The organism is Halioglobus sp. D3-4, assembly GCF_055809315.1.
In genome coordinates this window covers 3,642,590-3,655,075 of sequence record NZ_CM147907.1, presented here as the reverse complement: position 1 = coordinate 3,655,075, position 12,486 = coordinate 3,642,590, and the positions used below count along the sequence as shown (strand labels likewise).

Annotated in this window: 12 protein-coding genes; 4 read left to right on the top strand and 8 right to left on the bottom strand. The window is 56.3% G+C overall.

From position 1 onward, the window contains the following. Positions 1–5: 5 nt before the first annotated feature. From AC0L6S_RS15910 to AC0L6S_RS15875, 8 genes are all read right to left on the bottom strand, one after another. The gene (locus AC0L6S_RS15910; protein ID WP_473425090.1) at positions 6–686 is read right to left on the bottom strand and encodes a heme-copper oxidase subunit III family protein; all 681 of its coding nucleotides are present in this window, start codon (positions 684–686) and stop codon (positions 6–8) included. 10 nt (positions 687–696) lie between these two features. Next, positions 697–1,377, bottom strand: a complete 681-nt coding sequence (locus tag AC0L6S_RS15905; RefSeq protein WP_473425089.1) for a cytochrome c oxidase subunit 3 — start codon at positions 1,375–1,377, stop codon at positions 697–699. Continuing rightward, a complete protein-coding gene (locus tag AC0L6S_RS15900; protein ID WP_473425088.1) occupies positions 1,374–3,137 on the bottom strand; it encodes a cytochrome c oxidase subunit I in 1,764 nt (587 codons plus the stop codon). Before AC0L6S_RS15900 ends, AC0L6S_RS15905 begins: the two co-directional genes overlap by 4 nt. Before the next feature lie 47 nt (positions 3,138–3,184). After that, positions 3,185–4,537, bottom strand: a complete 1,353-nt coding sequence (locus AC0L6S_RS15895) for a c-type cytochrome (protein ID WP_473425087.1) — start codon at positions 4,535–4,537, stop codon at positions 3,185–3,187. Between the two features lie 77 nt (positions 4,538–4,614). Continuing rightward, a complete protein-coding gene (locus tag AC0L6S_RS15890; RefSeq protein ID WP_473425086.1) occupies positions 4,615–5,187 on the bottom strand; it encodes an NAD/FAD-utilizing enzyme in 573 nt (190 codons plus the stop codon). A gap of 295 nt (positions 5,188–5,482) precedes the next feature. Beyond that, a complete protein-coding gene (locus tag AC0L6S_RS15885) occupies positions 5,483–6,481 on the bottom strand; it encodes an NAD(P)H-quinone oxidoreductase (RefSeq protein ID WP_473425085.1) in 999 nt (332 codons plus the stop codon). A 63-nt stretch (positions 6,482–6,544) separates the two neighbouring features. After that, positions 6,545–7,699 (bottom strand): CaiB/BaiF CoA transferase family protein, encoded by a 1,155-nt coding sequence (locus AC0L6S_RS15880; protein WP_473425084.1) that lies wholly within the window; start codon positions 7,697–7,699, stop codon positions 6,545–6,547. A gap of 75 nt (positions 7,700–7,774) precedes the next feature. Continuing rightward, entirely contained in the window at positions 7,775–8,398 is a 624-nt protein-coding gene (locus AC0L6S_RS15875; RefSeq protein WP_473425083.1) for a TetR/AcrR family transcriptional regulator, read from the bottom strand. Positions 8,399–8,534: 136 nt separating this feature from the next. Here AC0L6S_RS15875 and AC0L6S_RS15870 point away from each other — a divergent pair, with 136 nt between their 5' ends. From AC0L6S_RS15870 to AC0L6S_RS15855, 4 genes are read left to right on the top strand one after another with little or no spacing between them, the layout of a single operon-like run. Beyond that, positions 8,535–9,749 carry an amidohydrolase family protein gene (locus AC0L6S_RS15870; RefSeq protein ID WP_473425082.1) on the top strand — a complete coding sequence of 405 codons (1,215 nt, stop codon included), beginning with the start codon at positions 8,535–8,537 and terminating at the stop codon, positions 9,747–9,749. Positions 9,750–9,786: 37 nt separating this feature from the next. Beyond that, positions 9,787–10,758: a Rieske 2Fe-2S domain-containing protein gene (locus AC0L6S_RS15865; protein WP_473425081.1), complete on the top strand. Its 972-nt coding sequence runs from the start codon at positions 9,787–9,789 to the stop codon at positions 10,756–10,758. Between the two features lie 2 nt (positions 10,759–10,760). Next, on the top strand, positions 10,761–11,642 hold the full coding sequence (locus AC0L6S_RS15860; RefSeq protein ID WP_473425080.1) for an SDR family NAD(P)-dependent oxidoreductase: 882 nt from the start codon (positions 10,761–10,763) through the stop codon (positions 11,640–11,642). Positions 11,643–11,684: 42 nt separating this feature from the next. Continuing rightward, positions 11,685–12,464 carry an acetoacetate decarboxylase family protein gene (locus tag AC0L6S_RS15855; protein WP_473425079.1) on the top strand — a complete coding sequence of 260 codons (780 nt, stop codon included), beginning with the start codon at positions 11,685–11,687 and terminating at the stop codon, positions 12,462–12,464. Positions 12,465–12,486 lie beyond the last annotated feature (22 nt).

Here is a 12,486-nt window from a genome sequence, read left to right as displayed (position 1 = left end):
TCACCTCACCAAAGATAGAAGAAAGCAAAAATGAAAACCCATACCAGATCGACAAAGTGCCAGTAGAGGCCGGTAATCTCAACAATGGCGTAGCCCTTGTCCTCGTAGTACCCGCGCGCCACCCGCCGCGCGATGACGATAAGGTAAATCACACCGGCGGTGACGTGCAGGCCGTGAAACCCGGTGATCATAAAGAACGCCGAACCAAACTGGGCCGCACCGAATGGGTTGCCCCAGGGTCGCACGCCCTCAGAGATAAGCTTGGACCACTCAAATACCTGCATGCCGACGAATGATGCACCGAGTAGCGCCGTCAACGCCATTAGTATTACGGTCTTACGCCTGTCCCTGTTGTAGGCGCAGTTCACTGCCATGGCCATGGTGCCGCTACTGGTGATCAACACGAACGTCATGATGGCGATGAGTATCAGCGGCAGGTGAACGCCGGCAATTTCCAGGGCAAACACCTGGCTGGCGTTGGGCCAGTTGTCGGTCTGCGACAACCGCACATTCATATAGCCGGTCAGGAAAACGCTGAAAATAAACGTGTCGCTGAGCAGGAATATCCACATCATCAACTTGCCCCAGGGCAGGTCGAAGTTCTGCTTGTCTGCAGACCAGTCGGACACCATGCCGTCGATGCCGGGCTCTGCGTAGCTGCTGCTCTTGTCTGTCTGTATCGTCATGGCGTGACTCTCAGAATCCGCACATTGCGGCCAGTGCATTGATAGTTTCCGGCCTGCTGGTGAGCAGTGCGAACAACACCAACCAGACCCCCAGCAGGAAATGCCAGTAGGTGGTGCATAACTGCAGTGGCGCGGTTAGTGACTCGGGGTTGTTGTCATACCACACGCGAAATACCACATTGGAAAGCACCAGAAGCCCGCCGATCAGATGCAGGCCGTGAATCGCTGTCAGCAGATAGAAATAACTGTTCGCCGGATTGCCCGCCATGTAGAAGCCCATGGATTGCAGGTGTAGCCACAGATCAAACTGTGCCACCAGAAAAAGCACTGTAAAAAAGACGGCAGCGCTGATACCGGCCACCGACACGTTCAGTTTTCCCGAGCGGGCACCACCCAACCCCCATTGAATGGTGAGGCTGGCACAGGCCAATAACGCAGTGTTAAACCAGAGTCGCGAGGGATCGGTAAAGGGCTGCCACGGTTGGCCGGCCAGCGCTTCGAAATCCGGATACTGGGAACGGGCCAGAAACGTGATGATGAACAGAAAGAAAAGAACTCCAACAATGGCGAGGACGAAACGCAGTAGAACGCGCATTGCCGCAGTGGTATTGGGGCCGCTGTACTGTGCTGCAGTGGCGGCAGCACTCGGGTGCAGCCACGGTTTATCACGCAGCATTCTCACGATATTCATGACTTGTGCTCCTCGTGTTCACCGGCCGTTCGTTCTGCTTCGCTGACAGGATGATTTTGTGGAATAAAGTCGTGCTCGGCACCGGGCACTGAGTAGTCGTAAGCCCAGCGATAGACTCTGGGCAATTCCGGCCCCCAGTTGCCATGGCGCGGGGGAACGTCCGGTGTCTGCCATTCCAGGCTGGTAGCGCCCCAGGGGTTGTGGCCGGCCGGCTTGCCATGGCGGATACTCCAGAACACGTTGTACAGGAAGATCAGTTGGCTCAAACCGACGATCAGTGCCGAGATTGTGATGCTGGCATTCAGGGTCTGCGCAGACTCTGGTATGAAGTCGGTCGAGCCCATTGCAAAGTAGCGGCGCGGTACACCCAGAAAACCGATGTAGTGCATCGGCAGGTAGATGGCATAGGTGCCGAGGAAGGTGAACCAGAAATGCAGTTTGCCCAGTCGCTCATTGAACATCCTGCCGGTGATCAATGGGTACCAGTGATAGATAGCGGCAAACAGCACCATGATAGGCGATACGCCCATCACCATATGAAAGTGGGCGACTACAAAATAGGTGTCTGATAACGGCAGGTCGATGGTGACGTTACCGAGGAACAGGCCGGTCAGTCCGCCGTGAGTAAACGTAAATATAAAGCCGATTGCAAACAGCATGGGAACTGTGAGGTGGATATTGCCGCGATACAGCGTGAGTATCCAGTTGTAGACCTTGATGGCAGTGGGAATTGCGATAATCAGCGTGGTGGTGGCAAAGAAGAAGCCGAATGCGGGGTCCATGCCGCTGACATACATGTGGTGTGCCCAGACAAAAAAGCTGAGGCCACCGATGCCGACAATGGCCCAGACCATCATGCGGTAGCCGAAGATATTCTTGCGTGCGTGCGTGGCCAGGACATCGGAGACCATACCAAAGGCAGGCAGCGCAACGATGTACACTTCGGGGTGGCCAAAGAACCAGAACAGGTGCTGGAACAGCACCGGGCTGCCGCCGGAGTAATCGAGGTTCTCTCCCAGCGATACCAGTGCCGGCATGAAGAAGCTGGTGCCCAGCGTTTTGTCCAGCATCATCATAATAGCGCTCACCAGCAGTGCCGGGAACGCCAGCAGGCCGAGTACTGTAGCGGTGAAGATGCCCCAGATGGTGAGCGGCATACGCATCAGGGTCATACCGTGTGTGCGCGCCTGCAACACCGTTGTGACATAGTTCAGCCCGCCCATCGTAAACGCGACAATGAAGATCGCCAGCGAGGCCAGCATCAGGATGATGCCCCAGTCATAGCCGGGCGTACCGGCGAGAATGGCCTGTGGCGGATACAGTGTCCATCCGGCCCCAGTGGGTCCTCCCGGTACAAAAAAGCTGGCTAGCAACACAATCACCGATAGCAGGTAGAACCAGAAGCTGAGCATGTTCATAAACGGGAAGACCATGTCCCGCGCGCCGATCATCAACGGGATCATGTAGTTGCCAAAACCGCCCAGTAGTAATGCCGTTAGCAGGTAGATCACCATGATCATGCCGTGCATGGTGACAAACTGCAGGTAGTCGCTGGGGTTGATGAAGTCGAAGGTATCGGGGAAACCCAGTTGCAGTCGCATCAGGCCGGACAGGACGAGGGCGACCAACCCGACAAAAACCGCGGTCAGGCTATACTGAATTGCAATGACCTTGTGATCCTGGCTGTAGATGTACTTGGTAACAAATGTCTGCGGATCGTGCAGATGATCGGGCTGGTCGGCTATAGCCACATTTTGCATACTATCTACCCTCGCTTGCCTGGCCTGTACGCTGTCTGCGCGTCGCTTTACAGCGTGTTCAGGTACACCAGCAAATCATTGATTGATTGCTCGTTCTGCAATGAGCGGGCCATCAGTACCATCTGGTGACCGTAGGTATCGCCATCGTGTGCGCCTCTCACACCGAGGCGGAAATTCTCCAGCTGCCGCTTCAGGTACCAGTCATCCTGACCGGCCAGTCGCGGTGCCTGCAATGCGTAGTTCCCCTGCGCTTGTGCGCCATGACACGCGCCGCAGGAGGTATAAAATGCCGCGCCCCTTTGCGGGTCGCCATTCAGTGTTGCCTCTGCTGCTACTGGCTCGAGTGTTGCGATGTAGGCGTTGACATTCCGGATGGCGGCGGCATCGGGCAACATATTGGCCATCGGAGCCATCTGGCGACCGTATTCATCGGCTTCATTGGCGCCGCGTATGCCGTGTTTGAAGTGTTCAAGTTGCCGCGTGATGTACCAGTCAGGAAGTACTGCAAGGCTGGGTGCATTCATTGCTGCATTGCCTTCGGCCTGTTGCCCATGACAAGCTGCGCAGGTGGCATAGCTGGCTTTACCGGCGATGGGATCACCTGGTGGTATGGCTTGCAGTTCGCTCCAGGTAGGTTGCTGCGCCAGCCAGCTATCAAAATCTGCTGGCTCATCGACGATGACATGCCCGCGCATCGCGTAATGTGCGATACCGCATAATTCCATGCAGAGAATGTCGTACTTGCCTGCCACAGTGGGTGTTAGCCACGCATAGGTGACCATGCCCGGTACGAGATCCATCTTCACGCGAAATTGCGGCACTGCAAAGTTGTGCAACACATCCTTGGAGCGCAACAGCAGTTTCACCGGTCGATCGATCGGCAGGTGTAATTCGTTGCTGTCAACCAGAATGTCATCTCTGCCGGCCGGGTCGCTGCTGCTCATGCCAAAGGGATTTTCAGAACTGACAAATCGGGAATCCACCTCGCCCAATACACCATCGGCACCGGGGAACCGGTAACTCCACTGCCACTGTGCGCCGACGACCTCAACTTCGTCAGCACCTTCCGGGACATCCACAAAATCTGCCCACACGATCAGCCCCGGTGCCAGCATCGCGCAAACGCCTACCGTGGTGATGGCGATTAGCCAAGTTTCAAGCTTTTTGTTTTCCGGCTCGTAGTGAGAGCGTCTTTGTGGGTCGTGCCTGAAGCGAAAAATGGCCCAGGCCATAAACAGGTTGACCGCGACAAACACAAAACCAGTGATATAGAGCGTGACATCGATAGTGGTATCGATCATGCCCCAGTTGGATGCCAGAGGGGTCATCCACCACGGACTTAGCCAATGAAAGAGCAGTGAGATGACTACCAGCAGAACCAGCGCTACCACTATCTTCATGCCAACTCCTTGTCCGGTCGCCCGCAGGCAATCCGGCGTACCAGGTACTTCGGAATACAGCTTTTATTGTGTGTTCACTATTTCACTGATGTGCGCCAGGCCGTTCCCTTTATCATTTGCTCGAATTTGCCACGGACACCAATAAACCAGCCGGGTGCTGCGGCCCCTTCGCCAGCGGGTGACAATTTGGGATGTTCGTTGGTGACCTCGCGCAGAATATGTTCCTGCGCTTCACTGACATCCACCATCAGAACATGTTTACCCGCCTCCAGGGAGTCGCGAAAGCGAATGAAATCGGAGTGGGGTGCCTGTATACCAATCAAGCCGCCCTCCCAGGTGCAAAAGCCGAGCACGATCACCGCGAGGAAAATCGGTGGTACCCAGGTAATGACTTCAGCGATGCCGGTGACCCATGTGACACCGAGTATCAGTGCCGCACCGATAACACCTACTATCGCGCCACGCTCGGTGCCACCGACGACATCTTTGCGCAGTACTGCTTCTACCTCGTTGAGATGGTGTGCTTTTACCCCCGCATCATCCTCGCTGAGCACGTGTATCTGCGGCGTGATAACGCCAGCCTGCTCCAGTTGTTGTTCGATGAGTTCCAGATCGTCGAGGTCGTCACTGATGTAGTAATGGCGTTTCATATCGCTTCCCCTATCAGTTTTATAAGTGCGGGTTGAAGGCCGTTTCGACATTCAGTTTGAGTATAGCACCAGCGAAATGCCAAGCTAGCGCGCGGGTTCGGGCGTTCTGGCGGCAGACGATTTTTATCCCTTTGCGGAATATCGTGCATTGCCACTTAGCCTATAAAGGTATTAAAAGAGGGTATAAACGGGATTTTTTTAGAAAGCTGATGATCTGAATGATGCGTAAGAAGCGCTTTTAAGACTATTTTGCTACAAGCAGCAGTACTAATAGACGAATAGCGATTAAAAACACCTACATTTTTAGGATAATTTTGCCCATGTGTTGTCCGCTCTGCATACGCTCGTGTGCCTGTTCTACTTGCTCCAGCGGGTAGATGCTATCGATCAGCGGTTTAATTTTGCCACTCTCCAGCAGCGGAAATATATGTTCGAGTATCTCTTCAACCATCACCGATTTTTGCTCGAAGGTCTGCGCGCGCAGTGTGGATCCTGTCATGGTGATACGTTTCATCAGTAGCGGAGCAAAATTGACTTCGGCCTTGAAGCCTTTCATGTACGCAATGTTGACGATGCGACCCTCCGGCGCAGCGAGGTTGAGATTCTTCTGGATGTAGTCACCGCCTATCATATCGAGTATCACATCGACCTTGTCCTTGAAGCCGAGCCCGGTGAGCACTTCCTCAAAGTCTTCTTTCTTGTAGTTGATTGCACAGGTAGCCCCGTGCGCTTCCAGCGCCTGGCACTTCTCACTGGTGCCGGCCGTGGTATAGACCTTGATGCCGAGCGCCGCGCACATCATCACCGCCAGTGTGCCGATGCCGCTGGCACCGCCGTGTATCAGCACTCTTTCACTCGGTTGCAATTTGGCCCGTTGGAACAGGTTGTGCCAGACGGTCAGCAATGCCTCTGGCAGGGCGGCGGCTTCGCCCTTGCTGAAGCCGGTGGGAATGGGCATGCACTGTCCCGTCGGCGCGACGGCATATTCGGCGTAACCACCGCCGTGTGTAAGCGCGCAGACACGATCGCCAACCTGCCAGTTGCTGACGCCCTCACCCAGTGCCTGCACGGTGCCGGCAACTTCCAGTCCCATCACCGGGGAGGCATCCTCCGGTGGCGGGTACAAACCCTTGCGCTGAAGGAGATCGGCGCGATTGAGGCCGGCGGAATGTACTTTTATCAGCACTTCCCCGGCGCGTGGCGCGGGCACTACTCCGTGCTCAATGCCCAGGTTGTGTGCCTCGTCGACCGCAACGTAACGGCAGTGCTCGGGGATAGGTGTTGCTTCACTCATTCGGGTACATCCTTTATCTTTTGCCGCATGGCTGCACACGCACGGGGCAGGGCCTAGTCTAGCCTAGGCCGAATAGCGATGGACAGCACCGTTGTCGACGCATGCTTCGATCTGCTCCTCGCTAAAGCCGAACTCACGTAAAATCTCGTCGCTGTGCTCGCCGATGCGCGCGGCGCTGCGATGAATTTCTGCCTGTGTGCGGCTGAAGCGCGGTGCCGGGGCAGGTTGCCACACCTCGCCATCGTCTACAAATGTTTCCCGCGCCTGATGATGGGGGTGATGCCGCACTTCATGCATCGACAGCACCGGCGCGTAACAGACATCCACGCCGTCAAATATTTCATCCCATTCATCGCGTGCCTTGCGTTTGATGATTGCCGTCATGCGTTCTTTCATCGCCGGCCAGTTTTTCATGTCGAACTGGTTTTCGAAATGCGTCGCATCCTCGCCCAGTTTTTCCAGCAGTGCGGCGTAGAACTGCGGCTCGATGGAGCCCAGCGAAATGTATTTGCCGTCTGCCGTTTCGTAGACCTCGTAAAAATGCGCGCCGGAGTCGAGCAAATTGGTGCCGCGTTCATCGGACCAGAAGCCCGACTGATTGGCGGCAAAGGTGCTGGCCATTAGCGTGGCGGCACCGTCTATCATCGCCGCATCCACCACCTGCCCTTCGCCTGAGACCCTGGTTTCAAGCAGCGCACAGACCATGCCGTAGGCCAGCATCAATCCGCCACCACCAAAATCCCCGACCAGGTTCAACGGGATTGCGGGCTTTTCGCCGGCGCGCCCTATCGGGTGTAGTGCACCGGAGAGTGCGACATAGTTGATGTCATGTCCGGCCGCGCCTGCCATCGGGCCCTCCTGGCCCCAACCCGTCATGCGTCCATACACCAGCGCGGGGTTCCGGGCGAGGCAGACATCCGGTCCCAATCCCAGACGCTCCATAACGCCAGGGCGGTTTCCCTCCAGCAGCGCATCCGCGTTTTCCAACAGCTTCAGTACTGTGTCCACGCCGGCCGGGTTCTTCAGGTCGACGCTGATGCAGCGTTTGTTGCGATTGAGAAAATCGAGTTTGGGATTGTGTGCCGCGGCAAACATACTGCCGCCCGGACGCTCCACACGGATGACATTGGCGCCCATGTCAGCGAGTAGCATCGCGGCAAAAGGCCCCGGTCCGATACCGGCGATTTCTAAGATGGTCAGGCCCTGAAGTGGTCCCATGGTGTGCTCTCCGATTGTGAAACAGGATGGCAAGGGTGGCGCGCTTGCCACGCACTCGCAATGGCGGGACAGGTCTTAAGCGGTGTCTTTGCAGATCAGGTGTTCAAACATGCCCCGGGCCTCTTCCAACTTGGCGAACACCGGGTAGTCACTGTCCATGGCCCAACTGATAGTCAGCATATTGAGTGTGCCGACGACCATGGCGGCGAGAATTTCGGGAGAGAACGCCGTTTCCACATCGCCCTGTTCCACGCCGGCTGCAATCAGCCGGACAAAACTGCTCATCGCGGAATCACCGATTTCTCGCTGGCGCTCCCTGTCCTCGGCGAACAGGGAAGGGGCGAGGAGAATAAGCTGGCGGTCGATATCATCGTAGCCGGCAAAATTCGATTCGATGTAGTCGATCATAGCTTCGAGGCGGTTGCGGGTGGTCTGGTGGTTCTCCATCAGCAGACGCAGCATGGGCTCTAACTGATCGTAGAGCCGGGAGATACCGAGCCCACCGAGCAGGGCGTGCTTGTTGGGGAAGTGGCCGTAGAAGGTGCGCCGGGCTACATCGGCCTGCACGCAGATCTGTTCAATACTGGTCTCCTCGATGCCCTGTTGCCGAAACAGTTGATAGGCCGCCTCTTCGATACGGGCGCGGATCTCCAGTTTGCGTTTTTCGCGACGCCCCAGGGGTGTCTGTACAGTGTCCATGAAATTTCCGTAAGACTATTGCATTCGTTCAACCATTAAACTATTTTGTATACAAATGTGCAAGATTGCTCATTTGGGTAGCTATTGGCTGCTCCCGAACAATAGCAATATAGCGAACAGCAACGAAGGTACTGGAATGTCTGAACGTCTGATCGTGGTGTCCACGGATTGCCACGCTGGCCTGCCCATAGCCGATTACAAACCCTACGTGGAGAAAAAGTATCACGAGATGATGGATATGGCTGTGCCCATCACTGTCGATATGATGGAGAAAGCCGAGTCCACTTTCCTGATCAAGGAGATCAACGATGCCTGGCGCGCGCCCATCCAGCAGGAATTGACCGGCGCCTGGGATTATCAGGAGCGCCTGAAGATGCTGGCCAAAGATGGCATCGCCGCCGAGGTCATTTTCCCGGACGGTATCACCGAGAAAAACACGCCGCCCTTCGGTGCCGGTCTCGGCCTGTCACCGCGCGACATGGTGCCCGATCTGCAGTGGGCCGGCGCCATGGCCCACAATCGCTGGCTGGCCGAGTGGTGCGCCAACGACCCGGCCCGGCATATCGGGGTGGCCTCGATTCCGCTGTTGTGGGATGTACAGCAGGCAGTGGAGGCGGTGCGCTGGTGCGTGGACAACGGTCTGCGAGCGGTGATGATCCCCACGCTGTGGGGTGAGCATGACGCCTATCACCACGTGAAATACGACCCCTTCTGGGCGCTGTGTGAGGAGCTTGAAGTGATTGTTCACTTTCACTCGGGGCCAGCCCCACACCAGGAATACTTCGGCGCGGGCTTTCCGGTAGAGGACAAGAGCGACGACATGCCCGGCGCGATGGGCATCTATGTGTCGGAAGTGATGTGGTGGCTGTACCGCCCGCTGACCTTCATGATCTGGGGCGGTGTGTTCGAGCGCTTCCCAAGGCTTAAAACGATGATTGTTGAAGGCGGCACGATGTTCATGCTGCCGTCCTGGCTGCGCCTGATGGACTTCCATTACACCGAGGGGCAGATCTCCGCGAAGCTGGGCAACTTCCGCAAACACCTGTCGCTGAAACCCAGCGAGTATTTTGCACGCAATATCGGTATCGGCGCCTCCTGTGTGTTGCGTCCCGATCTCGATATGCGCGATGAAGTCGGCCTTGAGAAAGTGATGTGGGGCAGCGATTTCCCCCACCCTGAGGGTAGCTGGCCGAATACCGCGCAGTACTTCAAGGACAACTTCAGCAACTTCCCAGAAGCTGACGGGCGCAAAATTCTCGGTGAGAATGCGATAGCGTTCTACGGGCTGGACCGGCAGCACCTGCAGAACGTGGCCGATGACATTGGGCCAACCGTTGAGCTGTTCAGTTAATCCATCAGTAACAGGAATAATTTTTCCAAGAGGTTCTATGACAATCGTAGAAGCATGTGAATCCCAAACCAATGCCACCCCGGATTTCCCCATGGGGTGGTATTCCGTTGCACGATCGCACGAACTACTGGTGGGAGAGGTCAAGCCAGTGCAGGCATTTGATCGAGAACTCGTGCTCTATCGCACCCGTTCAGGTCTGCCCGTCGTGCAGGATGCATTCTGCCCCCATCTGGGTGCCCACCTCGGGCACAAGGGGCGAGTCGTGGGAGAGACGGTACGCTGTCCATTTCACGGTTGGCGCTACGACACCGATGGCAAGTGCGTGGAAATTCCCTATTGCGATGAGATTCCCGAGCGCGCGCGACTGCGTACCTGGCATACACAGGAGAAAAACGGCGAGGTGTACATCTGGTTTCACCCAGAGAATACGGGCCCGCAGTGGCCACTGCCCGAACTGCCCGAACTGGGCGATCCAAACTGGACATCGCCGCGTTATACCGAGCACAGGGTGCCGGCGCATGTGCAGGATATTTGCGAGAATTCCTGTGATCCGGTGCATTTTCAGTTTGTTCATGGCCAGAAGGCTGTCCCCGACTCCAACGTTACTATTGATGCTGACGGGCGAACCATGCACTTGCACTCTGAAATGACAGATGCGGACTATCCCGGACATTTGCACGCCACTACCTACAGCCCCGGATTTGCAATGGTGCGCACCAGCTATGGGCCCGGCGCCGAAATGATCATGTATAACAGCGCCCAACCGCTCAATCGTAATGAGACGATGATGCGCTGGACCCTGATTGTTCGCCGCGAGATCGAAGATGCCGTGGGTGACGATGTTATGGAGGGAATTATTTCCGGCTTGAGTGATGACTATCCGATCTGGGCCAACAAGGTACACAAGCACCGCCCCGTATTTTGCAAGGAGGACAAGACGCTAGTGATGTTCCGCAAATGGGTGCGCCAGTTCTATCTCACTTCCAACGACAAGCGGGAGATCGCGTAACAATGCAGGATTTCAATAATAAGGTGGCAGTCATTACCGGCGGTGCCAGCGGTGTCGGTCGCTCTCTTGCGTTTGCGCTGGGGCGGCTCGGGGCAAAAATAGCGGTGGGTGATGTCGACAAGACCGCGATGGCACAGATTGCCGAGGACCTCGCGGCAGAAAACATAGAGGCGATTGTCGAGTTTTGTGATGTGACCTCGGTGGACAGCCTGAACGATCTCGCGGATAAAGCCGAGTCTGTGTTCAAGCAGATCGACCTGGTGTTCGCCAATGCCGGCATCGGTGCCGGTGAGTCGGGCGCGATGTGGGACTACTCCGAAAAGGATTGGCAGTGGTGCTTTAACGTCAATATGTGGGGTGTGATCAATTCCATTCGTGCTTTCATGCCACGACTGGTCGCTCGCAACGAGGAAGCTCATTTTGTGGTGACTGGTTCCGGCAATGGCGCGCTGCTGGTCTACCCTGATCAGCCCATCTATACGGCGAGTAAGGCTGCTGTGCACGCCATTACCGAGAACCTGCACTACCAGGTACAAGCGGCGCAGAGCCCGGTAAAAGTCAGCGCATTATTTCCCGGCCCGCATGTGGTGGATACCGGTCTGTTCAACTCCGGCAGGGTGCGGCCAGAGGAACTGAAAAAAGATGTCGAAGGCAATGAGTCCGGCATCAGTTCAGTCGAAGATATGAAGAGAATGTGCGAGGAGTTCGGGATCGAGTTGCAAACCACACACCCGGACGAAGTGGCGGAAATGGCAGTGGCAGGACTGAAGAAAGACGCTTTCTGGCTGTTGGCCACCACGCCTGAAACCGACGACAAGATTCGCTCGCGCGCCGAGATGATTCTCAACCGTGAAACCCCAGTGCCCAATATGGTGGGTGCGTAATCCAGCAACGACAATTCACTCTACTATTACAAGGTAACGATAATGAGTAATGAATCCAGTGCACCCCAGGGCAACCCTGGCGATATCGTCAATTGGCCCATGCTGAAAATCCAGTACCGGACGGACCCGGATAAAATTGCCGCGTTGTTGCCGCCCGGCATCGAGCCCGGCGCAGAGCCTAACGTCAATCTCACCATCTATAACTTCCCGGTGCCCGATGAGCCCGAGTACGGCATCGTCACCAGTGTGGATGCTGTCTATGACGGTGTGGCAGGTGAATATACACTCGGTTACGGCATCGACCAGGAGTCGGCGATTTTCGTCAGCCAGGAAACCAACGGGCAACCGAAGTATCCCTGCACTACCGAGTTCTATCGTCTGGGGCCGCAGGTCAAAGCGCGTTGCACCCATCAGGGCTATACCTTCGTTGAGTTTCAGGGCTTTTCCAAAGGCCCATCCGATCCCGGCGAGCCCTTCCAGCAGAATGAGTTTTGGCTGAAGTATTCGCGTGCGGTCAGCGTTGGTGGTCCCGCTACTGGCTTTGACTTTCCGCCGCATGTGGTACGTGTGCGCAGTGAGTACGGCACAGCCTGGCGCGAAGAGGTCGAAGGCACGTTGACGCTGCGCGACAGCCCCTGGGATCCGCTGACGACGCTGTTGCCGATGCGTGAGCAGTTGGCATCCTACCTCTGGTGGCCGACCTTCCTCGATCGCGAGATGACGCTGGCTGGCCAGCTCGATGCGGAGAAATTCCTGCCGTATGCTGACACGATCTCGGGTTCACGCTGGCCCGGCACCAACGGCGGGCCCAAGCGGGACTGAGGTTGGCAATAGCAATTACGAA